Here is a 25,025-nt window from a genome sequence, read left to right as displayed (position 1 = left end):
GGGGAGGTCGCGATCATGACAGGGATGCAGACGACGGTACCGACCAGGACAAAACGTCCCGTACGGCAGCTTCTTGCAGCATCTGTGGGCAATGCCGTCGAGTGGTACGACTGGTACGCCTACACGTTCCTGGCGACCTATCTCGCCCAGGCGGTCTTCCCCAAGGGCACGGGGAACTCCCTGGTGCCGCTGCTGTCGACGTTCGCCGTGTTCGCCGTCGGCTTCTTCATGCGGCCCGTGGGCGGGCTGGTCATGGGCGCGATCGCCGACCGGCGCGGACGCCGGGCCGCGCTGACGGTCACCATCCTGCTGATGGGCGGCAGCAGCCTGCTGGTCGGCCTCACCCCGACCTATGCCTCGGCCGGACTGGCCGCGCCGGTGGTGCTGGTCACCGCCCGGCTGCTGCAAGGGCTGTCGGTGGGCGGTGAGTTCGCCGCGTCGACCACCTTCCTGGTGGAGTCGGCCGGGCCGGGGCGGCGCGGACTGTTCTCCAGCTTCCAGTACGTCTCCACGACCGCCGGGCAGCTCGTCGCCTCGGGGATCGCGACACTGCTCGTGGACACGCTCGCCGAGTCCTCGATGGACGGCTGGGGCTGGCGCGTGCCGTTCTGGCTCGGCGGCCTGTTCAGCCTGGTCGGGTTCTGGATCCGGCGGGGCGCCGAGGAGACCCGCAGCACCGAGCAGCAACGGGCGCCGAGGCCCGGCCTGTTCGAGGCGCTGCGCCGCCATCCACGGGAGTCACTGCTGATCGCCGGCATCACCGCGGGCGGCACCCTCGCCTACTACACCTGGACGTCGTACCTGCCCACCTACGCCGAACTCGAGGCGGGGGTCGCGAAGTCCGACGCACTGCTCGCGGGGACGATCTCGCTGGCGTTCTTCGCCGTGCTGCAGCCGCTCGGCGGGCTGCTCTCCGACCGGTTCGGCCGCCGCCCCCTGCTGCTGTTCTTCGGACTGGGTTTCGCGCTGCTGTGCGTGCCGCTGCTGCACGCGCTGCGCGACTCCTTCGCGGTGTGCTGCTGGTGCAGCTGGCCGGCATGGTGCTGCTGACCGGTTTCACCTCCATCAGCGCCGCCGTCAACGCCGAGGTGTTCCCGCCCCGGGTGCGCGCGGCCGGTATCGGCTTCCCCTACTCGCTCACGGTGGCTCTCTTCGGCGGCACCGCGCCGTACGTCGGCACGCTGTTCAAGCAGTGGGGGCGGGCGGGCCTCTTCCCCTGGTACGTCGCCGTGCTGTGCCTGGTGTCCTCGCTGGTGTACCTGCGGCTGCCGGAGACCGCCCACCGGGAACTCGAGCGCTGACGCGGGTCGTCACACCCGGCTGCCGGTCGCCGTGTCCGCGGACAGCCGCTGGGCGAGGTAGATCGGGACGACGGACAGCAGGACCAGGACGGCCGCCACCACGTTCACCACCGGGGCCTGCTGCGGACGGGTCATGTTCTCGAAGATCCACAGAGGCAGGGTCTGCACGCCGGGTCCGGCGGTGAACGTGGTGACCACGATCTCGTCGAAGGACAGCGCGAACGCCAGCAGCCCGCCCGCAAGCAGCGCGGTGCGCACCAGCGGGAAGGTGACGTCGGCGAAGGCCCGGAAGGTGTGCGCACCGAGGTCCGCCGCGGCCTCCTCGTACGACCGGGAGGTGCGCCTCAGGCGCGCCACCACGTTGTTGAACACCACGACGATGCAGAAGGTGGCGTGCCCGACGACCACGGTGAACAGGCCGAGGCCCACGCCGAGCGGTTCGAGCACCGTGCCGAAGGCGGAGTTGAGCGCGATGCCGGTGACGATGCCGGGCAGCGCGATCGGCAGGACGACGACGAAGGACAGCGCCTCGCGGCCGAAGAAGCGGTACCGGGCGACGGCGAAGGCGATCAGCGTGCCCAGCACCAGGGCGATCGCACTCGCCCCGAGGCCGGCCTTGACCGACACCCACAGGGCCGCGCGGGCCCCGGAGTTCTCCCAGGCCACCTGCCACCAGTGCAGGGTGAGCCCGGGCGGCGGCCAGCTCGCGCTGCGGTCCGGGTTCAGGGAGTTGACCAGGACCAGCAGCAGCGGCACGTAGATCACCGCGAAGCCGAGCCCGGCGGCGACGCGCAACGCGATGCGCGCGGGACGGGACAGTTGCACGAGTCGGACACCTCCTCTACAGGCTGCTGAGCGCACCCGTGCGGCGCATGGCCAGCAGGTACAGCACGATGACGACGACCGGGACCGTGCCGAGGGCCGCGGCCATGGGCAGGTTGAGTTCGATGTTGGAGTACACGAGGTTGCCGATCAGCTGGGTCTTCCCGCCGACGATCTGCACGGTGATGTAGTCGCCGAGGCTGAGCGAGAAGGTGAAGACGGAGCCGGCGGCCACGCCCGGCAGCACCATCGGCAGTACCACGGACCGGAAGGTCCGCCAGGGCCGGCCCCCGAGGTCGGCGGAGGCGTCCAGCAGGGCGCCGGGCAGCTGTTCCAGCGCGGTGTGGACCGGCAGGATCATGTACGGCAGCCACAGATACGTCAGGGTCAGCACCGTCGCCGGCAGCCCGAACCCGGGCCCGGCCACGCCGAAGGGCTTCAGCATCCAGTCGGCGAGGCCGCCCTCGGACAGGATGAGCCGCCAGGCGTACACCTTGACCAGGTAGCTCGCCCACAGCGGGGTGAGGATCGCGACGACCAGCAGCGGCCGCCACTTCGGCCGGGCGACGCGGGCGGTGTAGAAGGCGAGCGGGAAGGCGATCACCGCGCAGCAGACCGTGACGGCGAGGGCGACGCCGATGCTGCGCACGATCACCTGACGGAAGACCGGGGTGGTGAACAGCTCGCGGAAGTTGTCGGTCGAGAAGACCTTGACGACCTGGGAGGTGAAGGAGTCCGTCGTCCAGAACGCGGAGACGAACAGCACGGTGAGCGAGCCGAGGTAGAGCACGGCCAGCCACAGAAGCGGGGCGCTCAGCAGCAGGGACAGACGCAGGCGGGGGCGCCGGTGCAGCGCCCCCGCGAGCCGCCGGACCCTGTCGCGTCCGGCGGTCTCGGGGGTGACGGCGGTCATGGCTCAGCCCTTGATCTCGGTCCAGGCCTGGACCCACTTGGCGTACGGCACGCAATGGACGTCGGTGCGGCCGTCCAGGCACTGCTCGATGGGCGTGTTCCAGAAGGCGATCTTCTTCCAGTAGCCCTCGTCGGCGGCGTGGTAGACGGTGCAGAAGTTCTTGTCGCTGGTGACGGCGCAGGCCTTGGAGTTGGCCGGGGCCTCACCGAAGTACTCGGCGACCTGGGCGTTGACCTTGGGCGAGACGATCCAGTCGAGCCACTTGTAGGCGCAGGTGGGGTGCTTGGCCTTGGCCGAGACCATCCAGGTGTCGGACCAGCCGGTGGAGCCCTCCTCGGGCACGAACGCCTTGACCTTGGCGCCCTCGTCGGCGGTGAGGTTGGCGATCACCTGCCAGGTGGTGCCGACGACGGAGTCACCGCTCTTGAAGGCGGAGACCTCCTTCAGGTAGTCGCTCCAGTACTCGCCGACATCGGCGTTCTGCTTCTTCAGCAGGGCCACGGCCGCGTCGAACTGCTTCTGGTCCAGCGCGTACGGGTTCTCGATCTTCAGCTCGGGGCGGGTGGCCTTGAGGTACAGGGCCGCGTCGGCGATGTAGATCGGCGAGTCGTACGCGGTGACGTGGCCCTTGTACTTCGGGGCGTCGTCGAAGACGGCGGACCAGGAGGTCGGGGCGGGGCTGACCTTCTGGGTGTTGTACATCAGCAGGTTGGCGCCGCGGCCGTGCGGGATGCCGTACATCTTCCCGTTCACGGAGTTCCAGGCGCCGTTCTTCAGGCCGCTGAAGACGTCCTTGTAGTTCGGGACGAGGGCGGTGTTGACGGGGGCCGCGTCGCCGGAGGCGATCAGGCGCAGCGAGGCGTCGCCGGATGCGGAGACGGCGTCGTACTGGCCGGTCTTCATCAGCTTGACCATCTCGTCGGAGCTGGCCGCGACCTTGGAGTGGACCTGGCAGCCGGTCTGCTTCTCGAAGTCGGTGACCCAGTTCACCTTGGGGTCGTTGGAGCCGTCCTCGACATAGCCGGCCCAGGCGACCAGGTTGACCTGGCCCTCGGGCGTGCCGAGCCGGGTGGGGGCCTTGAGGTCGGGCGGGTTGAGGCCGCCCGGGCCCGCCTTGGTGCCGGAGGAGCCGCAGGCGGTGGCGGCGAGCAGCAGCGCGGCGGCGGCCGCGGCCTTCCATGCGGGGGTGAAGCGCACGACGTACTCCAGTCAGGTCAGTTGGGGACGTGGACGGCGTGGCGGCGGCGCCACTGGAGGCGGACCCGGGAGCCGCGGTAGGCGGCGACGTCCTCGGAGGAGGTCTCGAGGTTCTGCTGGAGGGCGGTGAGGCGGCCGCCGGCGTCGAGGTCGACGAGGAAGCGGGTGGCGTCGCCGAGGTAGACGACCTCGGCGACGGTGCCGGTGGCCGAGGAGTGCTCCGGCTCGTCGGCGCCGTCGGCCTCTTCGAGGACGCGGATCTTCTCCGGGCGGATGCTGTAGGTGCCGGGGGCGCCGACGATGCGGTGGGCGGATTCGCCGTCCAGCAGGTTGGAGGTGCCGACGAAGGAGGCGACGAACGGGGTCGCGGGGCGTTCGTAGATCTCGGCGGGGGTGCCGACCTGTTCGATGCGGCCCTGGTGGAAGACGGCGATGCGGTCGCTCATCGTCAGGGCCTCCTCCTGGTCGTGGGTGACGAAGACGAACGTGATGCCGACCTCGCGCTGGATGGCCTTCAGCTCGACCTGCATCTGCTCGCGCAGGCGCAGGTCGAGGGCGCCGAGCGGCTCGTCGAGCAGCAGCACCCTGGGGCGGCCGACGAGGGCGCGGGCGAGGGCGACGCGCTGGCGCTGGCCGCCGGAGAGCTGGGCGGGCCGGCGCTTGCCGTAGCCGTCCAGGCGGACCTCGGTGAGGGCCTTGCGGGCGCGGACCAGGCGTTCGGGCTTGGGGACCTTGCGGATCCGCAGGGGGTAGGCGACGTTCTGTTCGACCGTCATGTGCGGGAAGAGGGCGTAGTCCTGGAAGACGGTGTGCACATCGCGCTCGAACGGCGCGCGGCGTGTCACCTCCTGTCCGGCGAGTTCGATCCGGCCCGCGGTGGGGGTCTCGAAGCCGGCGATCATGCGTAGGACCGTGGTCTTGCCCGAGCCGGACGGGCCGAGCATCGAGAAGAACTCCCCGTCGCGGATCTCCAGGTCGACCCCGGCCACGGCCGTCGTGTCGCCGAACGACTTCCGCAGCTGCTGCAGACGGACGGCCGTCCCTGCGGCGGGCTCCCGCGGAGTCCCGCCGGCCTTCCCTTCAGCAATCCCCTGCATGGGCGGGAACCTTTCTGACGCCTTCGAGCGTTGACCGATGAAGCGAAAACATATGAAGTCATAGTTCAAAGCTCAAGGCCCCCTTAGGGTAAAGCTTGAGTCAACGCACAAGGTGGTGGCCGTGAAACAGCAGCAGACAGCCGGTGGCGCCCGCGCGGCCGTCTTCGCGCCGCTCGACAGCCGGGCCCGGGTCGAGACGGTGGTGCGCAGGCTCGGCGACGCCATCGAGCTCGGCCTGCTCGCCGACGGGGAGCAACTGCCCGGCGAGAGCGAGCTGGCCGGGCAGCTCGGCGTGTCCACGGTGACCCTGCGGGAGGCGCTGATGGCGCTGCGCCAGCAGGGTCTGGTCACCACCCGGCGCGGCCGGGGCGGCGGCAGCTTCGTCTCCCTGCCGGACGTCCCCGCCGAGGAACGCCTCCGGGCCCGGCTGCGCGGCTGGAGCACCGAGGAGCTGCGCGACCTCGGCGACCACTGGGCGGCGCTGTCGGGGGCGGCGGCCCGGCTCGCGGCGCAGCGCACCGAGCCGGAGGACCTGACGCAGCTGCGGCGCACGGTGGAGGAGTTCACGGCCGCGGACGACGCGGCCGCCCGCGCCCGGATGTACGGCCGCTTCCACGTGGAGCTGGCCGCCGCGGCGCAGTCCGCGCGGCTCACCCGCGAACAGGTCGCGCTGCAGACGGAGATCGGGGCGCTGCTGTGCCTGGTCCTCGGTGACGACGCGGGCGCATGTCGTGAAGAAGTCGCGGACCGTCACCGCGCCGTGATCTCGGCGGTGCAAGATGGGGCCCACGACTCGGCCGGCGCGCTGGCCGAGCGGTGCGTACGGGAGTCGACGGCACGGCTGATCGCCGTACGGCTCGCCCTGTAGGCCTGTCACGGCCCCGGCTGCTGGAGGGCGCCATGAGCTCGAGCCCCGGCCTTGTCGCCCCCGCTCCGCCCGCGCCGGACCTCGGCGCCGCCCGGCGGGTGGCGCACCGGGTGGGCGGCGCCCTGGAGGCGGTGTTCGCGGCGGTCGCCGCGACCGCCGACGAGACGGGTGCGCTGCTGAGCACGGTGGCCGCGTCCGGCCGCAGGCCCACCAGCGCGGACCTCGCCGCGCTGCGGCCCGCTCTCCATCTACGGCTGCGGCGGCAGGAGTTGATCTCCGGGGTCGGCTTCGTGGCGGCACCGGGGCTGCTGGCGGACGTACCCGGGTGGCTGGAGTGGTGGCAGTGCGGACCCGAGGGGGACGTACGGCCCCTGCTGCCGGACCTGGACCCGCAGCAGTCGGCCTACTCGGACTACACGCACTGGGATTGGTTCGCGCTGCCCCGTGACACCGGCCGCCGCGCGGTGGCCGGTCCGTACGTCGACTATCTCTGCTCGGACGAGTACAGCCTCACGCTGTCCGCGCCGGTCACGGTCGCGGGCCGCTTCGTCGGCGTGGCCGCGGCCGACGTCTACCTGCGGCACTTCGAGGCGGCGGTCCTGCCCCTGCTGCGCGCCCTGCGGCTGCCGGCCCGCCTCGTCAACGCCCGCGGCCGGGTCGCGGCCTCCGCCGACCCCACCCATCTGGCCGGCTCCCTGACCAAGGGCCCGGACTTCGCCACCGCCCTGGAACACGGCCGCGAAACCGCCCTGCCGGGCCTGCACCTGCTCCCCTGCGGCGAGGTCCCCCTCCTGCTGACCCTGAGGGACGCCTGAGCCACGCCGCCACGCCCTCGGCCGTCCACGGCCCGGCCGTCACGGCGCTGGCCGGGTACCGCTCGGTGCAGCACCCGCGGCGCGGCGTCGGCCGGGCACGGCTCGGCGCGGTACGGCCCGCCCCGGTGAGACATCGGGCGGGCGAGGCAGCGCGAGCGAGGCGGTGCGACGGCCAGGGCTGGCACGGCGGTGCCTACGGCCAGGGCCAGCACGGCGGAGCCGACGTCAAGGGTGAGCGCGGCGCAGCCGCGAGTGCGCGGCGCGGCGTCCGGCTGCTTTACGGCCGCCGGACGGCACCCCCTGCGCGGGGCGGCACAGACCGCTCCGACGGAGCGAGCAGCGGGACCGGGACGCAGGGCCGCTGCACGGCCGCCGACCTCGGGCACGCCGTGCCCAGCCGGGACGATCTCCGCCCCTGAGGCGCGAGCCCGAGCGAAGGCCGCCCACCCGACCACGGACGGCCACCGCAGCCCTCCTCCCCTGGCGCCCAGGGACGGTGTCAGCCCGACAGGGCGGCGCGGACGGCGCACCGGGCGGCTCGGCCGGACCCCGCCGCTCGGCCGGATCCTGAGAGCGGCGTCAGTCCGACGGGCGGTGTGGACCGCAAGGCGGGGTCGGGGCCCTGGCGGCGGTGTCGTCTGACGGGGCGACGCGGGCCGCAGGGCCGGGCCGGGTCCCGGTGCCGTGTCGGCCCGACAGCGCGGCGTGAGTCGGGCCGCAGGCCGGGGGCGGCGTCGGGCAGCGCGGCCAACGCCGCGGAGCGGGCCGCAGGACCGGTCCACCGGGACCAGCGGGACGACCACCGGGCCCGGTGGTGCGGGTCCGGGTGCTGTCGGGGGACGGGAGCGGCCGTCCCCTCCCCCGGTGGGGCGGGTGCCGTCGGCGACCTGAACGCCGGCGGTGTCCCGTCAGGTGCCGGGGGTGGGGACCACCGTGAGGTGGGCCGCCGAGCGGGCTCGGCGGCGGCCGCGTGGGGGCGGGGCCGTGCGGCGGGGCTCGCGCAGGACCAGGGTGAGCCGGGTCCAGCCCATCTCCCGCAGCACCGGCGTCGTCTCGTCGATCAGCCGGCACTCCGTGGCGCCCCGGCGCGGATCGGGATGCAGCAGGGGCCGCACCGAGCCGTCGTGCCGGAGGGCCTCCTCCCCCACCGCGCGCATCCAGTGCGGCAGCCCCTGCCGGAACGCGGCCTCCATGATCGGGTCCTGAGCGATGTCCCGGCGCACCGCCTGCAGCACCGGATCGTGCGCATGCCGCTCCAGCGCGCTGCGGAACTGCGCCAGCATCGGCAGGCACCAGCTCGTCTCGTGGTCGCCCAGAACGGCGCTCGCGTCCGGATGGAAGAGCACGAACCGCAGGAAGTTGTCGCCGGGCATCGCCGTCGGATGCGGGGCGACCGCCCGGAAAAGTGACTGATAAGCGGTGTTGGCCAGCACCACGTCCCAGCGGTGGTCCACCACCAGGGACGGCAGCGAGAGCGCGGCCATCAGCGTGGCGCAGTCCTGGAGATAGGCCTGGGCCTCGGGAGAGTCGGGGACGGGCCGCGGCGCCGGCCGCTGCCCACCTGCCTGATATGCCATCGGGAGGTCACCCCTTATGACTCTGCGGCCTTCACGCGGCGCCCCGATCCTCGTGCCCGGACACTTGCCGTGTCAACTATCGTGGCATTCCGCGCTCGTTGACGGCTGAAATTGGCCACAGTTGTGGCGAGACCTGGATGGAAGTTCGAACCAGCGGATAATCTCCGGGCAGTTCACGACTGCCGGTGCGGCACGACACGCCTGTGAGAGGGCTGTGAGAGACGTGGGAGACCTGTCGGTGACGGATGGCTTCGAGGTTCCGGACGCCACTCCGTCCGTTGTGCTGTCCGCCGTCGTCACCCGGGTCACCGCACTCGCGGACCGGCTCGGCGTGCCGCACTCCGAGGTGTTCGACACCGCCCGCCTGTCCGTGGCCTGCGGTGTCCCCGAGCCCGTGGTCAAGGCCCTGCTCGGCGGCCGCCCGGCCGGTGAGCCGGATGTCCAGGCCCGGTTCCTGCAACGCCTGGACCTGCTGCGCCGCACCCGGCTCAAGCCCAACGGGCGCCGCTACACCCAGCAGGAGATCGCCGACGGCGCCGGCATGTCGCGGCAGCAGGCGGGCGCGCTGATCAACGGCGACCGGCGCCCCACCATGGAGCACTGCGATGCCCTGCAACGCTTCTTCCGGGTGCACGCGGGCTTTCTGACCGCGGAGGACCCGGAGGCGCTCGCCGGCGCGCTGCAGCGCACCGAGCAGGATCTGCTGCAACGCCTCGCCGACCGGGAGAGGGCGGCGGCCGCGGCCGCCGACGACCCCTTGGAGCGGCTCCTGCAGGACCACGGGGTGCGCGGCATCGCCTGGCGGGCCGCGCAACTGCCCACCGACCAGCACCGCGACAAGGTCGCCGAATGGCTGGACATGCTTCTGGAGAGCGTCAAGCGGCCCGAGTCGTGAGCCGGGGGAGGACCGTGGGCATCGCCAGGGACATGCGCCGACTGTGCGGCGCGCTGGTCACCGAACTCGACCTGCCGGCGCCGGCACCGCCGGTCGAGCTGTACACCGCGCTGTGCGCCGCGATGGGCCGGCGCCGGGGCCGTCCCGTGCGGCTGCGCACCGCCCCGTTCCCGCCCGGTACGGCGAGCGGGCTCTGGCTCGACATGGCCGACCAGGATCTCGTCGTCCTGGAGGAACGCACCGCGCCCGACCACCAGTTGGTGATCCTCGGGCACGAGCTGTGGCACATGCAGGCCGGGCACGGCGGTCATCCGGTCGACGGCGCGTCGGTCGGTGCACGGCTGCTGGGCGACGGCGTCGACCTGCAGGCGACGGTGCGTTCGATCGCCGCGCGCACCCGTTTCGACGAGGCCGAGGAGCAGGAGGCGGAGGCCTTCGGCATGCTGCTGGCCAGCCGGTGCCGCACCTGGCTCGCGGGGTCGGCGCTGCGCGCCCCGGTGCAACGGGACCGTCTGGCGGGCCGCATCGAGGCGTCACTCGGCTATCTGGGCCCGCAGGGGTAGGGCCTCTCCCGCGCAACAGGCCGGCCGCGAGGAACGGCCCCCGCGTAGCGCGACGCCGACATGATTCCGCCGGACAAGGCGCTACGGGACACCGGAGCGGTTGAGCCCGATTGTCAGTGGGGGGCGGCAAGCTGGTCCCATCACGCCGACACGGGGAGGGCCGATGCCGACCACCGTACTGACCGACCGCGAGCGCACCGCCGTTCAGGCCTATCTACGGCTGCTGCACACCGTCCGGGCCGTCTACGACGACGGGGCGGCCCCGCCCGGGGTGCCCGGCCCTCCCCCGGTCCCGCCCGCGGTCCTGGCCGAGGCGGAACAGGCGCTCGCCGAGGCGGGCCTGACCGGCAACGAGGAGGCGTTCTTCCACCTGCTGCGCGGCTGGTATCCCTGACCGGGCCGGCGGCGGGCGGTCCAGCGATCAGCGCCGCGCCGTAACAGCGGGGCGCGGCACCGCCGAGCGCCGGGCCGGCGCCCCGGCCCGACGCCGGGTCGCGGCCACCGGGTCGCGGCCCCCGCCGGAGTGAGCGCACCGGGCCCCGCTCCCCAGCGCCCCGCCCCCACCGCGCCTGCGCGCACCCCGCCCACGGCTGCGCCTCCGCCGCGCAGGCTCACGCGTGGGGCACGGTCACGGCCGTGGCGAGCAGGCCGTGGTCGGCCGCCCAGTGGCCCTCGAAGTGCTGGACGACGCGACCGCCCACCGACGGTCCGGGTACGAGGAGTTCGGCGCGCAGGGTGCCGCGCGGACGGCCGCCGGGATCGGGCCGGAGGTCGATGTCCGCCTCCGCGAAGTCCAGCCATCGGCCGGTCAGCGGGTACCACGCCTTGTAGACGGACTCCTTGGCGCTGAACAGCAGCCGGTCCGCGTGCAGCCCGGGCAGCGCGCCCGCCAGCTCGGCCAGGCGCAGCCGCTCCGCGGGCAGCGACACCGTGTTCAGCACCCCGTCGGGCAGCGGCCGGTGCGGTTCGGCGTCGATACCGAGCGAGGCCAGGTCGGCCGCGGCGACGAGCGCGGCGGCGGCATAGCCCTCGCAGTGGGTCATGCTCCCGGTCACCCCACGGGGCCACCGCGGCGCGCCGCGTTCCCCGGGCAGCAGCGGCTGCGGCTCCACACCGAGCTTGTCCATCGCGAGCCGGGCGCACGCCCGTACGGCGGCGAACTCGCGGCGCCGCTTGGGCACCGCCTGCGCCACGACGGCCGCCTCCTCGGGGTGCAGCAGTGCCTCGTCGTCGCCGTCGAGGTCGTACGTCTCGACGGCGACGACGCAGGACGGCAGGAGTTCCTCGATCACGGCCGGCCCACCTCCGCGGGGAGGATACGGCGCAGTCGCCCCGGCGGCTCGGGCCGCTTGCGCCACTCGCGCGGGTATCCCACCGAGACCTCCTCGAAGCGGACCCCGTCCTGGTGGGTGGTGCGCGGGATGTGCAGGTGGCCGTAGACCATGGCGGCGACGTCGAAACGGCGGTGCCAGTCGGCGGTGAGCGTGGTGCCGCACCACATGGCGAACTCCGGGTACCAGAGCACCTCGGTCGGGTGACGGTGCAACGGGTAGTGGTTGACGAGCACCACGGGCAGGCCCTCGGGCAGCTCGGCCAGCCGCCGCTCGGTCTCCGCTACCCGGGCCCGGCACCAGTCCTCCCGGGTCGGGTAGGGGTCGGGGTGCAGCAGGTGCTCGTCCTTGCAGACGATCCCGGTGCCGCGCGCGTAGGCCAGGCCCTCCTCCTTGGTGGCGCAGCCCGCGGGCAGGAAGGAGTAGTCGTACAGCAGGAAGAGCGGGGCGACGGCCACCGGTCCGCCGGGGCCCTCCCACACGGCGTAGGGGTCCTCCGGGGTCAGCACGCCGAGATCACGGCAGACGCCGAGGAGGTGCTCGTAGCGGGCGACGCCGCGCAGATCGACCGGGTCTCTCCGATGGCTCCACAACTCGTGGTTGCCCGGCGCCCACACCACCTGGCGGAAGCGGCCCGCGAGGGTCTTCAGGACCCAGCGGACGTCGGCCACGGTCTCCGAGACGTCACCGGCCACCAGGAGCCAGTCGTCGTCGGTCTCCGGGCGCATCTCCTCCACCAGCGCCCGGTTCTCCGGGTAGCCGATGTGCAGGTCGCTGATGGCGAGCAGCCGGCCTTCGCCCCGGGCCCTCGATGTCACGTGCCTTCCCCCTCCGTCGCACGAACCCGACCACCGGAACACACCGTACGCGGTGGACCGGAGCGGTCCGGGACGGGTGCCCGCCGACCGTGGCGGCGCGGGCCGGACATGCCCCGGAAGCCGTAACACACGCGTTGCACGCGGGGCCCCGGGAAAGCCGTATGATCCCCCCGACACCACCGCCCGGGCTCCCTGAACGCAGGGTGGTTCGGTGTCCCTCCCTCACTCCTGCCCGGGCACGGGCCGCCGAGTCCTGCCCTCTTGACCTGGAAGGCGGCCTGCATGGTCTCTCGCGTACGCGTCTGGCTCAACCGCACGTACGCGGAGAACGTGTTCTTCATGGATCAGCTGCGGCGAAATCCCGACGACCGGGCCGTGGAGATCCACGCCACCCACGGCGATCCCGACTCCCCGGTGCTGGCCGCGGCGGACACCGCCGAGCCGGAGCCGGAGAGCCTGTCGTCGGCGGCGTACGTCGAGTACGCCCTCGACCAGTGCCGGCGGCGCGGCATCGACGTGTTCGTGCCCCGGCTGCACCAGGCGGCGATCGTGGCGCAGCGCGCGGAGTTCGCGGCGGCGGGCACGGCGCTGCTCGCGCCGACACCGGAGGCCGTCGCCGTCTTCCAGGACAAGGTGGTCGCCTACGAGGCCGTGCAGGCGATCGGGGTGCCGGTGCCGCCGTGGTGGCGCGTCCGGACCCCGGAGGAATTCGTCGCCGCCGTCGAGGAGTTGGAGGCAGCCGGCCACCAGGCGTGCTTCAAGCCGGCGTCCGGGGCGGGTGGCGTGGGCTTCCGGGTGGTGAGCCGCGCCCCCTTCTCGCTCGTCCAGCTCAGCGGCTTCCCGAGCCCGTATGTGAACCTCGACCTGGTCGTGGACGCGCTGCGGCGGGCCGAGGAGCCGGTGGACTGGCTGGTGATGCCACGGCTGGAGCAGCCGGAGGTGTCGGTGGACTGCCTCACCGGTCCCGACAACCGGATCCGGCTCGCCGTCGGCCGCACCAAGAACGGCCGCCGCCGGGGCTTCACGCTGCACGAGCGGTGGCTGGAGCCCGCCCGGCGCATCGCGGAGGGCTTCGGGCTGCACCACCTGTCCAATGTGCAGTTCCGCATGTTCGGCGACCGGCCGGTGCTGATGGATGTCAACACACGCCCGGCGGGCGGACTGCACCAACTGTCGCTGTGCGGGGTGAACGTGCCGTGGGCGGCGGTGAAGCTGGCCCTGGGCGAGGACCCCGGGGTGATCGAACCTCCGTTCCTGGGTCCGGACTACACGGTGGTGGCGGGACCGCGGGCGCTGCGGTCGGTGACGCTGCCGGCGCAACGGGTCGACTCCGTCGGCGTGCGGGCGGGCGAGGCAGTGCCCCTTTAGACCGCCCGCGGCCCCCCGGTGGGCGGCACGCCCGGCGCCGTGCCCGCCCCCCAGGCAGTCGCCCCCGGCACCCCCGCCCCGGCCTCCGCCGGGCCTGCCGAATCCCCCGAACCCGCCGAACCGCCGGACCCGGAACACCCACCCCCACCGGTATGGACCAATTCTGTCCAGAGCCTTGACGGGCCCGATTGGTCCATACCAAATTGGTGCGCGCACCACCCCGCACATCCGTGCACTCCCGAACGCCCCCATTCCTTCAGGGAGATCGCGTGCGCTCCACACCCCCCAGACGCCCCGTGCGTCGCCTCCTCGCCCTGCTCGGCTCCGGCGCTCTCGCGCTGACCGGCGCCATCGCGCTGCCCGGTACCGCGCAGGCGGCCAACATCCTCGGCAACCCCGGCTTCGAGTCCGGCTCCCTCTCGCCCTGGTCCTGCACCGGCAACCTCGGCTCCGTCGTGTCCTCCCCCGTGCATGGCGGCGGCAAGGCCCTCGCCGGCGCGGTGACCTCGAGCGACATCGCCAAGTGCAGCCAGACCGTCTCCGTGCAGCCCAACACCACGTACACGCTGCAGAGTTGGGTGCGCGGCTCCTACGTCTACCTGGGCGTCGACGGCGGTGCCTCGACATGGACGTCGTCGCCGTCGGCGTACAGCCAGCTGTCGGTGTCGTTCACCACCGGTGCCTCCCAGACCAGTGCCACCATCTATGTCCACGGGTGGTACGCGCAGGGCACCTACTACGCCGACGACGTCAGCCTCGACGGGCCGGGCGGCGGCGGAGGCGGCTCGGACACCCAGGCGCCGACCGCGCCCTCCGGACTCACGTCCACCGGCAAGACGTCCTCGAGCGTGTCGCTGAAGTGGAACGCCTCGAGCGACAACGTCGGCGTCACGGGCTACGACGTCTACAGCGGCGCGAGCAAGGTGGCGAGCGCCTCCGGGACCAGCGCCACGGTCAGCGGCCTGTCGGCGAGCACGAGTTACACCTTCACCGTGAAGGCGCGCGACGCGGCCGGGAACGTCTCCGGCGCCTCCAACGCCGTCACGGTCACCACGGACGCCGGCACCGGCGGCGGAGGCGGCGGCTTCAAGCAGGCCGCGCCGTACCTGTACGAGGGCTGGGGCGACCCGCCGAGCCCGACGACGGTGATGAGCGCGACGGGCGTGAAGTGGTTCACGATGGCGTTCGTGCTGGACTCGGGCGGCTGCACCCCCGCCTGGGACGGCCAGCGGGCGCTGACCGGCGGCGTCGACCAGTCCGCCATCAACTCGATCCGCTCCGCCGGCGGTGACATCGTCCCGTCGTTCGGCGGCTGGCAGGGCAGCAAGCTCGGCGCCAACTGTTCCTCCGCGAGCGCGCTCGCCGGGGCGATCCAGAAGGTGATCGACGCCTACGGCCTGAAGGCGATCGACATGGACATCGAGAACACCGACGAGTTCGAGAACGAGGCCGTCCAGGCGAAGATCCTCACCGCGCTGAAGACGGTCAAGGCGAACAACCCCGGTCTGAAGACCATCGTGACCTTCGGGACGTCGACCACCGGTCCGACGTACTACGGCAACCGGCTCATCGAGCAGGCCAAGTCGCTGGGCGCCGACATCGACGTCTTCACCATCATGCCGTTCGACTTCGGCGGCGGCTCGGACATGTACGGCAACACCGTGAACGCGGCCGAAGGGCTGAAGGCCAAGCTGAAGTCCACCTTCGGGTGGGACGACGCCACCGCCTACGCCCACATCGGCATCTCCGGCATGAACGGTCTGTCCGACCAGCAGGAGAACACCACGCCGCAGATCTGGACCCAGATCCGCGACTGGGCGAACTCCCACCACATCGCCCGGCTCGCGTTCTGGTCGGTCAACCGTGACCGGCCCTGCCCGGGCGGCGGCGTGGCGGAGAACTGCTCCGGGACCAGCCAGACCAACTGGCAGTTCACGTCCATCACGGCCGGGTTCACCGGCTGAGCCCACCCCCTCTCCCCGCGTTCCCCCCGGCCTCCGGCGCCGGGGGGAACTTTTTCTCCGCGAGGGTGTATCAGACGGCGGCCTCGGCGCTCTCGATACCGGGAACGGGGGAGCACCACAGGATCCCGGACGGGGGAAGCACCGGGATCGCGGGGGAAGCACGGGGGATCGGGCCGGCCGGCCGCTGCGCACGGGGGAGCGGCCGGCCGGCCCGCAGGACGTCAGGACCCGGCCGGGCCCGCAGGCTAGGTGAGATACGCCAGCCCGGGATGCACGGCCCGGTAGCCGTCGGTCAGGCGCCGCGCCACGGTCACCGAATCGACCAGCGGATGCAGCGCGAACGCCTTTACCGCAGTCGTGAGGGAGCCGGACGTGGCCGCCGCGAGCACCTCGCGCTCGACGGCCTTCACCGCGCAGACCAGCCCTGTCACATGGCCGGGCAGCGGGTCGACCGCCACCGGGTGGGCGCCGTTCGCGTCGACCAGGCAGGGCACTTCGATCACCGCGTCGGTATCCAGCGCCGCCAGGGTGGAGCGGTTGCGTACGTTGAGGATCAGCGTGGTGCGCTCGTCACGGGCGATGGCCCGCATCAGCGCCAGCGCCACCTTCTCGTAGCCGCCGGACAGGTCGTCGGCGTCGCGCTCGCCCGCGCCGGCCGCCTCCCGGTTCTCCGCCATGTAGGTCGCCTCGCGCTCGGCGCGGGTGCGGTTCCAGGCGGCCAGGGCGGGCGTCGCCGGGTCGCGCACTTGGTCGTAGAAGCGGGCCTGCTGGTCGCGCAGGAAGGCACCGCGGGTGCGCTCGGCTTGCTGGTAGGCGGCGACGGTCTCGCGATTGAAGTAGTAGTAGTGCAGGTATTCGTTGGGGATCGCGCCCAGCGAGCGCAGCCATTCCGCGCCGAAGAGCTTGCCCTCCTCGAAGGAGGTGAGCAGCGCGTCGTCGGCGAGCAGTCGCGGCAGCTCGTCGCGCCCGGCCACGCGCAGGCCGCGCACCCAGCCGAGGTGGTTGAGGCCGACGTAGTCGATCCACGCCTGCGCCGGGTCCGCGCCGAGCACCCGGGCGATACGGCGGCCGAGGCCGACCGGTGAGTCGCAGATGCCGATGACCCGGTCCCCGAGATGGCGGGACATGGCCTCGGTGACCAGTCCGGCCGGGTTGGTGAAGTTGATGACCCAGGCGTCCGGCGCGAGAGCGGCCACGCGGCGGGCGATGTCGACGGCGACCGGCACCGTGCGCAGCCCGTAGGCGATGCCGCCCGCGCCGACCGTCTCCTGACCGAGAACCCCCTCGGCCAGCGCGACCCGCTCGTCCTCGGCACGGCCCGCGAGGCCGCCGACGCGGATCGCGGAGAAGACGAAGTCGGCACCGCGCAGCGCCTCGTCGAGGTCGGTGGTCGTCGTCACGGTCGGGGCGCCGGGGACGTCCGCCGCCTGCTCGGCCAGCACCCGGGCGATCGCGCGGAGCCGCCCGGCGTCCACGTCGTGCAGGACCACCTCGGTGACCCGGCCCTCGGCGCGGTCCGTCAGCAGCGCCCCGTACACCAGCGGCACCCGGAATCCGCCGCCGCCCAGAATCGTCAGCCTCATACCGCTCCCACCTCGTCCGCCACGCGGGAACCCTACCCGGCACCCCGTCCGGCCCGGCCGCGCGCACCACGGTGGCGTGATGACATGGTGCGGGTCGTCGCGACGCTCCCCGCGCCGGCACGGTGCAGGCCGGCACGGTGCGGGTCGGCACGGTGCGGGTCGGCACGGTGCGGGTCGGCACGGTGAAAGCCGGCACGGTGAAAGCGGTGGCGTCAATAATTGCAGTACGCAATAGTTGTTGCACTCCCCTGGATCCGGCATCCTGGGACACCCGACGACCGAGACCCAGGGAGAGCGCCATCAGCCCCCGGCAGACGAAGCAACCCGCCCCGATCGACGCGGACGAGCCGTGGATGCGCGCGCTGCACGCGGACGCCGGTTATCTGCTCTACCGGCTCGGTCTGCGCTCGGGGCAGTTGTTCAACGCGTTCCTCCAGGAGTCCGGGCTGCGTCTGCGCCACTACGCGGTGCTGCGCTTCCTCGCCACCTCCGAGGGTGCCCTTCAGCGCGAGCTGGCGGCCCGGCTCGGGTACGACCCGAGCGCGATCGTCGGGCTCGTCGACGACCTGGAGAAGCAGGGCCTGGCCGAGCGCCGCCCGGCGCCCGACGACCGCCGCAGCCGGATCGTCGTGCTGACCGAGGCCGGCCGCGCCTTCCTGCGCGGTACCGACGAGGCGGGCCGGCGCGTGACGGCGGAACTGCTCGCCCCGCTCGACGAGGCGGACCGCGACACGCTGCACACGCTGCTCCGGCGTGTGGCGGAGGCCGGACTCGACTGAGCGGGGCCTCGACGGCCCGAGCCCGGACCTCCGCCCCTGGGAGGCACGGCACGCCATCGAGGCCGGACAGTCCCGCGGGCCCCGCCCTCCGCTCCGGCAGCCGGCCGTCCGTCGCGCGGGTTCCGTCGTCACCCTTCGCGCTCGCCACGCTGCTCACGCCGCCGCGACACGTCCCACGCCCCGGCGTGAAACCGCCCGGTGAGGATCGGGGACCTGCCGTGAACCGCCCGGCGAGATCCGCGCCCCGCCGTGCCCCCTAGCGAGGACCAGCGCCCTGACATGAACTGCCCAGCGGGGTTCCGCGCCATGGCGTGAACCGCCCGACGGGGTTCCGCACCCTGCCGTGAACCGCCCGGCGAGGATCCGGGCCCTGACATGAACTCCTGGCGAGGATCCGCGTCCTCCCGTGAACCGCCCGGCGCGGACCCGCACCCCGACGCGAACGGCCCGCCCGGCGCGGAACCGGGGCGGGACACCCGACCTCCACCAAAGGCACCCCAAGGCACCCGACCGGCCCCGGCAGCCGTGGGCCCCCGCCACCCAGCCCCCCCCCCGGCCCCCCGGGGACCCGGCCTCACGGGGACCCCGACCTCACGGGAACCCCGGGCCCACGGGAACCCCGGGCCCACGGGGAGGGCCGCCGCGACCGCCGAGTCCGCCGAAGCCCCCGAGCCCGCCGAAGCCCCCCGGGACCGCCGAAGCCCCCCGGGACCCCCGAGCCCCCCGGCCCCGCCGACGACACCGCACCCGGGAACCTTCACCCCCTTCGCGGTATTCGCGACCCGAACTCCCGCGCCCCGCAGGGACTTTGTTGTCTTCAACCTCTTGACGGCCGCAGTGGCGGAGAGCACATTGGCCGCACTTGAGAGCGCTCTCAAACGGCATCCGCTTGCGACTCCGAGAGGCACCCCCATGACCGCATCCCCCGGCACACCCAGACGCCGCCCGCTGCTGCGGGCCCTCGTCGCCGCCCTCGGCACTCTGGGCCTGGCCGCCGCCGCGGCGGGCATCGCCGTCCCGTCCGCCGACGCCGCCGCGCCGACACCCCCGTCCGGCTGGACGCGCGTCTTCGTCGACGACTTCGACGGCCCCGCGGGCTCCGGCGTCAACACCGCCAACTGGCAGTACGACACCGGCATCTCCTACCCCGGCGGCCCCGCCAACTGGGGCACCGGCGAGGTCGAGACGATGACCAGCAGCACGAACAACGTCTCGCTCGACGGCAGCGGCAATCTGCGCATCACCCCGCAGCGCGACTCCGCCGGCCGCTGGACGTCCGGCCGCATCGAAACCGTGCGCACCGACTTCCAGCCACCGGCCGGCGGCAAGCTGCGCGTCGAGGGCCGGATCCAGATGCCGAACGTCACCGGCACCGCCGCCGAGGGCTACTGGCCTGCGTTCTGGGCCCTGGGCGCGCCCTACCGGGGCAACTACCAGAACTGGCCCGGCGTCGGCGAGCTGGACATCATGGAGAACGTGCAGGGCCTGAACAAGGTGTGGGCCACCATGCACTGCGGCACCAGCCCGGGCGGCCCCTGCAACGAGACCACCGGCATCGGCAACTCCACCGCTTGTCCGAACACCACCTGCCAGTCCGGCTTCCACACCTACGCGATGGAGTGGGACCGTTCGGTGAGCCCGGAGGCGATCCGCTTCTCGGTCGACGGCGTCGTCTACCACACGGTGACGGCGAATCAGATGGACGCCGCCACCTGGGCCAACGCCACCAACCACGGCTTCTTCGTCATCCTCAACGTGGCCATGGGCGGCGGCTTCCCGGACGCCTTCGGCGGCGGGCTCGACGGCGACACCCAGCCGGGCCACCCGATGGTCGTGGACTACGTGCAGGTGCTGACGGCCGGTGGGAGCGGTACCACTCCCCCGCCCTCCGGCAACCGCGACGCCTACAGCCCCGTACAGGCCGAGTCCTACGACAGCCAGTCCGGCACGATCACCGAGGCGACCTCCGACAGCGGCGGCGGGCAGAACATCGGTGCCGTGGCGAACGGTGACTGGGCCCTGTACAAGGGGGTGAACTTCGGCTCCACGGCGGCCCGGCAGTTCTACGCCCGGGTGGCGAGCGGTGCCGCGTCCGGCGTGAGCGGTCTGGTCGAGGTGCGTCTCGACAGCCGCAGCAACGCCCCGATCGGCAGTTTCGCGCTGGCCAACACCGGCGGCTGGCAGTCCTGGCGGACGGTCCCGGCGAACATCAGCGCCGTCACGGGCGTCCACGACGTCTATCTGACGTTCACCAGCGGCCAGCCGGCCGACTTCGTCAACGTGAACTGGTTCGACTTCGGGCACTGAGCGCGTCCCACGCCCGCAGCAGGCCGCCGACGGCGTCGAGGAGTGTCACGCCGTCGGCCGGCCCACCCGCGCCACGGACAGCAGGAACAGGCCGCAGCCGGTGACCACGAGCCACCCGGGGCGGACGGCGTCCGCCAGCCGGGCGGGACCGGCTCCCGCGGCGAGACCGCCGGCTACGGCGATGCCGAGTGCCGAGCCGAGCTGGCGTGCGGTGGAGGTGACGGCCCCGGCCACCCCGGCGCGGCTGCGGGGCAGACCGCTGACGGCGGTGTTGGTGAGGGGAGCGTTGGCGAAGCCGAACCCGATGCCGATGAGGAGGTAGGCCGACAGCAGCAGGGACACCGGGGTGTGCCGGTCCAGCCCGAGCAGGGACAGGCCGCCCGCGGTGAGGAACACGCCGGCCGCGGTGAGGGGCGGACGCGGGCCGTGACGGCCGGTGAGCGCGCCGGACCAGGGGGCGCAGACGACCGCGCCGAGGGCCATGGGCAGGGTCGCCGCTCCGGCGTGCAGGGGCGTCCAGCCACGCGCGTGCTGCAGGTACAGCGTGTTGAGCAGGAGGGTCACGTTCAGGGCGAGGAAGACGGCCACCGCTCCCAGGACCGCGCCGGCGAAGGCCGGGCGGCGGAACAGGCCGAGGTCCATCAGGGGTTCGTCCCGACGGGACTCGACGTACGCGAAGGCGAGTGCGGCCCCCGCGGCGACGGCGTACCCGGCCAGGGCCGTCGCGGAGAGCCAGCCGAGGTGCGGACCCTCGATGAGCAGCCCGACCACGACGGCGACGAGCAGGGCCAGCAGCACCTGGCCGGGCGGGTCGAGCCGGCGCGGCCGGCCCGCGGCGCGGGACTCCGGCACGAACAGCGCCGTGAGCAGCAGGGTGGCCACGATGACCGGGGCGTTGATCCAGAACACCGACCGCCAGCCGAACGCGGCGAGGAGCGCGCCGCCGGTGACCGGTCCGACGGCCATGCTGAGGCCGAAGACCGAGGCCCACACGCCGATCGCCCGGGCGCGCTCGCGCGGCTCCGGCATGGCGTTCACCACGATGGCGAGCGCCACCGGGCTGAGCATGGAGGCCCCGACACCCTGGACGGCCCGGGCCGTGACGAGCATCCCCACCGAGGGGGCCGCCGCACAGGCCAGCGAGGCGGCGCCGAAGAGCACCAGCCCGGACCGGAAGACGCGGCGCCGGCCCAGGCGGTCGGCGAGCGCTCCGGAGGAGATCAGGAGAGCGGCGAACACGATGGTGTAGGCGTCCACGGTCCACTCCAGGCCGCGGGTGCCGGTGTCCAGGCCGTCCCCGACGGCGGGCAGCGCCACATTGACGACGGTGGTGTCGAGACCGACCAGGAACATGCTCAGACAGCAGACACTTAGAACTGCCCAGCGTCTGCGCGTGTTCAGCGGGGGCGGCGCGGACGGGGCCGGCGCGGTCACGGTCATGGGGTGGGCCTCTCGGGTACACGGCAGGTGTCCGGCCATGCTGGCGCCGTGCCTCGGTGCCCTCCGAGGGTTTTTGCGGGGACGGCAAAGAGCCGCTGCCGCCGCGGGTGTTGCCTCGTTGCCCCCGTGCACTGCGGGCACGGCGGGTGACGACCCGTCAGCCACCGGTCTCGACCGCGGCCCGGCACGGCCGGTCGCGGCCTGTCGCAGTTCCGCAGGCCCGGCCCGGCCGGTCGCGCCCTACCGCAGATCCGCCCGGAACGCGGCCGGTGTCCGGTCGGTGTGCTGGTGGAAGAACTTGGAGAAGTTGGCGGCGTCGGGGAAGCCGACCGCCGCGCCGACGCGGCCGATGGGGAGATCGGTGTGCGCCAGCAGCCGCTTGGCCTCCAGGACGACCCGTTTGTCGATGAAGCCCTTGGGTGTCTCCCCGGTGGCGGCGCGCACCGCGCGGACGAGGGTGCGGCGGGAGTAACCGAGGGCGTCGGCGTAGGCGCTGACGCTGTGGTTGGTGGCGAAGCCCTCTTCCACCGCGTCCCGGAAGCGGGTGAAGGTGGTGTCGCCCGGGTGCCGTGCCGCCTCCGTGGAGCTGGCGGCGAGATGCGCGAGGCGCAGCAGGAACGCGGTCAGGGTGTGCCGCAGCACCGCCGTGTGCAGGCCGGGCGGCAGGGTGTCGGTGTCCTCGTACTCGCGCCGGAGCTGCTCCAAGGCGGTGCGCAGACCGGTGAGCTGGGCCGGGGCGGGGTGGAGGAGGGGCGGCAGGTCGTAGCGGTACAGGCCGGTGGCCTCGACGGTCGTGCGGGGCAGGAAGCCGGGCTGCATGGTCAGGACTGTTCCGCGGTACCCGGTCTCCTTCGAGAAGCGGTGGACCTGACCCGGGCGGATCCACAGGACGTCACCGGCGTTCGCCTCGTACTCGGCGAAGTCGACCATGTGGCGGACGGGGCCGTGCGTGAAGAGCATGACGACGTGGAAGTCGATGCGGTGGACGCGGTCGAGAGGAGCCTCGGAGTGCCAGGTGCGACCGCTGCCCATCGGGCCGACCTGCATGCCCACACCGCCGACGCTCATTCCGACCGGGAAGGGGAAGGTTCTGATCCCGTCCACGTCCTCGCCGGCGTCCCCGTTGTGCCTGGTTGTGTCCGCCATGTCCTTCTCGTGCCGTCCCGGTCGCGCGCTCGGTGTCCCACTTTCACCACAGGCTGACACACGCAGACCTTCCGGCGAAAAAGTCAGACTTTTAAGTTTGAACGCGTCAGAGCATAAGCAGCGCTTCTTGCGAGGACTTCTTGAAGATGAGCACGCAGACACCCGACACCCTCGAGTGGACCGACCTCGACCGGCGTGCCGTCGACACCGCCCGGCTCCTGGCCGCGGATGCCGTGCAGAAGGTCGGCAACGGCCACCCCGGCACCGCGATGGCCCTGGCCCCGGCGGCGTACACGATCTTTCAGAAGGTGATGCGGCACGACCCCGCCGACCCGGAGTGGACCGGCCGTGACCGTTTCGTCCTCTCCCCCGGCCACACGTCGCTGACCCTCTACACCCAGCTGTACCTCGCCGGGTACGAGCTGGAGCTGGACGACCTGAAGGCCTTCCGCACCCACGGCTCGAAGACGCCCGGCCACCCCGAGTACGGGCACACCGCCGGAGTGGAGACCACCACCGGCCCGCTCGGCCAGGGCGTCGCGAACGCCGTCGGCATGGCGATGGCCTCCCGTTACGAGCGCGGCCTGTTCGACCCGGAGGCCCCGGCCGGCGAGTCCCCCTTCGACCACACGATCTGGGCGATCGTCTCCGACGGCGACCTCCAGGAAGGCGTCTCCGCCGAGGCCTCCTCCCTCGCCGGCCACCAGAAGCTCGGCCACCTGGTCTTCCTCTACGACGACAACCACATCTCCATCGAGGGCGACACCGCGACGGCGTTCTCCGAGGACGTGCTGAAGCGGTACGAGGCCTACGGCTGGCACACCCAGCGCATCGAGCCCGCCAAGGACGGCGACATCGACGTACACGCCCTGTACGCCGCCCTGAGGGCCGCGCAGGCCGAGACCGGGCGGCCGTCGATCATCGCGATGCGCACGATCATCGCCTGGCCCGCCCCGAACGCGCGCAACACCGAGGCCTCCCACGGCTCCGCGCTCGGCGAGGCGGAGGTCGCCGCCACCAAGCGCCTCCTCGGCTTCGACCCGGAGCAGACCTTCCAGGTGGACGCCGACGTCCTCACCCACACCCGCGCCGCCCTTGACCGCGGCGCCGACGCGCACGCCGCCTGGGACAAGCAGATCGCCGTCTGGCGCGAGGAGCAGCCGCAGCGGGCCGAGCTGTTCGACCGGATCGTCGCCGGCCGTCTCCCCGAGGGCTGGGAGGAGGCGCTGCCGGTATTCGAGGAGGGCAAGGCCGTCGCGACCCGCGCCGCCTCCGGCAAGGTCCTGCAGTCGCTCGGCGGGGTCATCCCGGAGCTGTGGGGCGGCTCCGCCGACCTGGCCGGCTCCAACAACACCACCATCGACAAGTCGTCGTCGTTCCTGCCCGAGGGCAACCCGCTGCCGGAGGCGAACCCGTACGGCCGTACCGTCCACTTCGGGATCCGTGAGTTCTCGATGGCGGCGGAGATGAACGGCATCGCCCTGCACGGCAACACCCGCGTCTACGGCGGCACCTTCCTGGTGTTCTCCGACTACATGCGCAACGCGGTCCGGATGTCGGCACTCATGCAGCTGCCGGTGACCTACGTGTGGACGCACGACTCGATCGGTCTCGGCGAGGACGGCCCGACCCACCAGCCGGTGGAGCACCTCGCCTCGCTGCGCGCCATTCCGGGCCTGAACGTCGTCCGCCCGGCCGATGCCAACGAGACCGCGGCCGCCTGGGCCGAGATCCTGAAGAGGCACGCCACCCGTCCCGCCCCGCACGGGCTCGCGCTCACCCGCCAGGGCGTGCCGACGTACGCGCCGAACCCGGACGCGGCGAAGGGCGGCTACGTACTGCGCGAGTCGTCCACCGACACCCCGGAGGTGATCGTCATCGCCACCGGTTCCGAGGTGCAGCTGGCCGTCGCCGCGCGGGAGCGACTGGAGGCCGAGGGGATCGGCACGCGTGTGGTGTCGATGCCGTCCGTGGAGTGGTTCGAGGAGCAGCCCCGCGCCTACCGCGAGTCCGTCCTGCCGCCGGCCGTGAAGGCCCGGGTCGCGGTCGAGGCCGGGATCGGTCTGACCTGGTACCGCTACGTCGGCGACGCCGGCCGCATCGTGTCCCTGGAGCACTTCGGCGCCTCCGCCGACGCCACGACCCTGTTCGCCGAGTACGGCTTCACCCCCGAGAACGTCGCCGCAGCAGCCAGGGAATCGCTGGCCGCCGTGCGCGGTTGATCCGATCGCCAGAAGGAAG

General features: G+C 72.8%; 20 protein-coding genes and 1 pseudogene. 11 read left to right on the top strand and 10 right to left on the bottom strand.

The features are described 5' to 3' along the window. Positions 1 to 15: 15 nt before the first annotated feature. Positions 16 to 1,301: pseudogene (locus ACZ67Q_RS02655) on the top strand (MFS transporter). Positions 1,302 to 1,310: 9 nt separating this feature from the next. Here ACZ67Q_RS02655 and ACZ67Q_RS02650 read toward each other — a convergent pair. The 4 genes from ACZ67Q_RS02650 to ACZ67Q_RS02635 are packed head-to-tail and all read right to left on the bottom strand — an operon-like array spanning position 1,311 to position 5,330. Next, positions 1,311 to 2,126 (bottom strand): ABC transporter permease, encoded by an 816-nt coding sequence (locus ACZ67Q_RS02650; RefSeq protein ID WP_471175419.1) that lies wholly within the window; start codon positions 2,124 to 2,126, stop codon positions 1,311 to 1,313. Between the two features lie 16 nt (positions 2,127 to 2,142). Continuing rightward, positions 2,143 to 3,036: an ABC transporter permease gene (locus tag ACZ67Q_RS02645; protein WP_471175417.1), complete on the bottom strand. Its 894-nt coding sequence runs from the start codon at positions 3,034 to 3,036 to the stop codon at positions 2,143 to 2,145. A 3-nt stretch (positions 3,037 to 3,039) separates the two neighbouring features. After that, complete coding sequence (locus ACZ67Q_RS02640; RefSeq protein WP_471175415.1) at positions 3,040 to 4,233, bottom strand: ABC transporter substrate-binding protein; 1,194 nt, start codon at positions 4,231 to 4,233, stop codon at positions 3,040 to 3,042. Between the two features lie 17 nt (positions 4,234 to 4,250). Further along, positions 4,251 to 5,330 carry an ABC transporter ATP-binding protein gene (locus ACZ67Q_RS02635; protein WP_471175413.1) on the bottom strand — a complete coding sequence of 360 codons (1,080 nt, stop codon included), beginning with the start codon at positions 5,328 to 5,330 and terminating at the stop codon, positions 4,251 to 4,253. Between the two features lie 121 nt (positions 5,331 to 5,451). Between ACZ67Q_RS02635 and ACZ67Q_RS02630 the strand changes: the two genes are divergently transcribed. Together ACZ67Q_RS02630 and ACZ67Q_RS02625 are read left to right on the top strand one after the other, a co-directional pair. Then, positions 5,452 to 6,198, top strand: coding sequence for a FadR/GntR family transcriptional regulator (locus ACZ67Q_RS02630; protein ID WP_471175411.1), 747 nt, complete (start codon positions 5,452 to 5,454; stop codon positions 6,196 to 6,198). A 32-nt stretch (positions 6,199 to 6,230) separates the two neighbouring features. Next, positions 6,231 to 7,013, top strand: coding sequence for a cache domain-containing protein (locus ACZ67Q_RS02625; protein ID WP_471175409.1), 783 nt, complete (start codon positions 6,231 to 6,233; stop codon positions 7,011 to 7,013). 908 nt (positions 7,014 to 7,921) lie between these two features. Here the strand turns inward: ACZ67Q_RS02625 and ACZ67Q_RS02620 are convergent. Beyond that, a complete protein-coding gene (locus ACZ67Q_RS02620) occupies positions 7,922 to 8,590 on the bottom strand; it encodes an MmyB family transcriptional regulator (protein ID WP_471175407.1) in 669 nt (222 codons plus the stop codon). A gap of 238 nt (positions 8,591 to 8,828) precedes the next feature. On the opposite strand from ACZ67Q_RS02620, the gene ACZ67Q_RS02615 reads away from it, so the two are divergent. The 3 genes from ACZ67Q_RS02615 to ACZ67Q_RS02605 all read left to right on the top strand — a co-directional run bounded on the left by ACZ67Q_RS02615 (position 8,829) and on the right by ACZ67Q_RS02605 (position 10,442). After that, entirely contained in the window at positions 8,829 to 9,485 is a 657-nt protein-coding gene (locus ACZ67Q_RS02615) for a helix-turn-helix domain-containing protein (protein ID WP_361626815.1), read from the top strand. 32 nt (positions 9,486 to 9,517) lie between these two features. After that, a complete protein-coding gene (locus ACZ67Q_RS02610) occupies positions 9,518 to 10,048 on the top strand; it encodes a toxin-antitoxin system, toxin component (protein WP_361627405.1) in 531 nt (176 codons plus the stop codon). A 163-nt stretch (positions 10,049 to 10,211) separates the two neighbouring features. Beyond that, positions 10,212 to 10,442: a hypothetical protein gene (locus tag ACZ67Q_RS02605; protein WP_471175405.1), complete on the top strand. Its 231-nt coding sequence runs from the start codon at positions 10,212 to 10,214 to the stop codon at positions 10,440 to 10,442. Between the two features lie 217 nt (positions 10,443 to 10,659). Here ACZ67Q_RS02605 and ACZ67Q_RS02600 read toward each other — a convergent pair whose 3' ends face one another. Next, a complete protein-coding gene (locus tag ACZ67Q_RS02600; RefSeq protein ID WP_471175403.1) occupies positions 10,660 to 11,340 on the bottom strand; it encodes a 4'-phosphopantetheinyl transferase family protein in 681 nt (226 codons plus the stop codon). After that, positions 11,337 to 12,197, bottom strand: coding sequence for a metallophosphoesterase family protein (locus tag ACZ67Q_RS02595; protein WP_471175401.1), 861 nt, complete (start codon positions 12,195 to 12,197; stop codon positions 11,337 to 11,339). The genes ACZ67Q_RS02600 and ACZ67Q_RS02595 overlap by 4 nt, the downstream gene beginning before the upstream one ends. A gap of 282 nt (positions 12,198 to 12,479) precedes the next feature. On the opposite strand from ACZ67Q_RS02595, the gene ACZ67Q_RS02590 reads away from it, so the two are divergent. Both ACZ67Q_RS02590 and ACZ67Q_RS02585 read left to right on the top strand, forming a co-directional pair. Continuing rightward, positions 12,480 to 13,565 carry an ATP-grasp domain-containing protein gene (locus ACZ67Q_RS02590; RefSeq protein ID WP_471175400.1) on the top strand — a complete coding sequence of 362 codons (1,086 nt, stop codon included), beginning with the start codon at positions 12,480 to 12,482 and terminating at the stop codon, positions 13,563 to 13,565. Positions 13,566 to 13,834: 269 nt separating this feature from the next. Then, positions 13,835 to 15,529, top strand: coding sequence for a carbohydrate binding domain-containing protein (locus tag ACZ67Q_RS02585; RefSeq protein WP_471175398.1), 1,695 nt, complete (start codon positions 13,835 to 13,837; stop codon positions 15,527 to 15,529). A 245-nt stretch (positions 15,530 to 15,774) separates the two neighbouring features. Here the strand turns inward: ACZ67Q_RS02585 and ACZ67Q_RS02580 are convergent, their stop codons facing one another. Then, a complete protein-coding gene (locus tag ACZ67Q_RS02580; RefSeq protein WP_471175396.1) occupies positions 15,775 to 17,112 on the bottom strand; it encodes a 6-phospho-beta-glucosidase in 1,338 nt (445 codons plus the stop codon). A gap of 353 nt (positions 17,113 to 17,465) precedes the next feature. Between ACZ67Q_RS02580 and ACZ67Q_RS02575 the strand changes: the two genes are divergently transcribed. Together ACZ67Q_RS02575 and ACZ67Q_RS02570 are read left to right on the top strand one after the other, a co-directional pair. Continuing rightward, positions 17,466 to 17,891 (top strand): MarR family winged helix-turn-helix transcriptional regulator, encoded by a 426-nt coding sequence (locus ACZ67Q_RS02575; RefSeq protein ID WP_471175394.1) that lies wholly within the window; start codon positions 17,466 to 17,468, stop codon positions 17,889 to 17,891. A 912-nt stretch (positions 17,892 to 18,803) separates the two neighbouring features. Beyond that, positions 18,804 to 20,198, top strand: coding sequence for a glycoside hydrolase family 16 protein (locus tag ACZ67Q_RS02570; RefSeq protein WP_471175392.1), 1,395 nt, complete (start codon positions 18,804 to 18,806; stop codon positions 20,196 to 20,198). A 45-nt stretch (positions 20,199 to 20,243) separates the two neighbouring features. Here the strand turns inward: ACZ67Q_RS02570 and ACZ67Q_RS02565 are convergent, their stop codons facing one another. Next, complete coding sequence (locus ACZ67Q_RS02565; RefSeq protein WP_471175390.1) at positions 20,244 to 21,638, bottom strand: MFS transporter; 1,395 nt, start codon at positions 21,636 to 21,638, stop codon at positions 20,244 to 20,246. A gap of 240 nt (positions 21,639 to 21,878) precedes the next feature. After that, the gene (locus ACZ67Q_RS02560) at positions 21,879 to 22,784 is read right to left on the bottom strand and encodes a helix-turn-helix domain-containing protein (protein WP_471175388.1); all 906 of its coding nucleotides are present in this window, start codon (positions 22,782 to 22,784) and stop codon (positions 21,879 to 21,881) included. Between the two features lie 146 nt (positions 22,785 to 22,930). Here ACZ67Q_RS02560 and tkt point away from each other — a divergent pair, with 146 nt between their 5' ends. Further along, entirely contained in the window at positions 22,931 to 25,006 is a 2,076-nt protein-coding gene (gene tkt, locus ACZ67Q_RS02555; protein WP_471175386.1) for a transketolase, read from the top strand. Positions 25,007 to 25,025 lie beyond the last annotated feature (19 nt).

Source organism: Streptomyces sp. NPDC036813 (genome assembly GCF_055609245.1).
Note: the sequence above shows the minus strand (reverse complement) of the source record. Positions and strands in the feature narration are given on the sequence as shown.

Bases quoted from the DNA above. Each gene is read 5' to 3' on its own strand.
- ACZ67Q_RS02565 (WP_471175390.1), bottom strand. From the start codon at position 21,638: ATGACCGTGACCGCGCCGGCCCCGTCCGCGCCGCCCCCGCTGAACACG.
- ACZ67Q_RS02575 (WP_471175394.1), top strand. From the start codon at position 17,466: ATGCGCGCGCTGCACGCGGACGCCGGTTATCTGCTCTACCGGCTCGGT.
- ACZ67Q_RS02560 (WP_471175388.1), bottom strand. From the start codon at position 22,784: ATGGCGGACACAACCAGGCACAACGGGGACGCCGGCGAGGACGTGGAC.
- ACZ67Q_RS02625 (WP_471175409.1), top strand. From the start codon at position 6,231: ATGAGCTCGAGCCCCGGCCTTGTCGCCCCCGCTCCGCCCGCGCCGGAC.
- ACZ67Q_RS02590 (WP_471175400.1), top strand. From the start codon at position 12,480: ATGGTCTCTCGCGTACGCGTCTGGCTCAACCGCACGTACGCGGAGAAC.
- ACZ67Q_RS02605 (WP_471175405.1), top strand. From the start codon at position 10,212: ATGCCGACCACCGTACTGACCGACCGCGAGCGCACCGCCGTTCAGGCC.
- ACZ67Q_RS02620 (WP_471175407.1), bottom strand. From the start codon at position 8,590: ATGGCATATCAGGCAGGTGGGCAGCGGCCGGCGCCGCGGCCCGTCCCC.
- tkt (WP_471175386.1), top strand. From the start codon at position 22,931: ATGAGCACGCAGACACCCGACACCCTCGAGTGGACCGACCTCGACCGG.
- ACZ67Q_RS02580 (WP_471175396.1), bottom strand. From the start codon at position 17,112: ATGAGGCTGACGATTCTGGGCGGCGGCGGATTCCGGGTGCCGCTGGTG.
- ACZ67Q_RS02635 (WP_471175413.1), bottom strand. From the start codon at position 5,330: ATGCAGGGGATTGCTGAAGGGAAGGCCGGCGGGACTCCGCGGGAGCCC.
- ACZ67Q_RS02570 (WP_471175392.1), top strand. From the start codon at position 18,804: ATGACCGCATCCCCCGGCACACCCAGACGCCGCCCGCTGCTGCGGGCC.
- ACZ67Q_RS02645 (WP_471175417.1), bottom strand. From the start codon at position 3,036: ATGACCGCCGTCACCCCCGAGACCGCCGGACGCGACAGGGTCCGGCGG.
- ACZ67Q_RS02610 (WP_361627405.1), top strand. From the start codon at position 9,518: ATGCGCCGACTGTGCGGCGCGCTGGTCACCGAACTCGACCTGCCGGCG.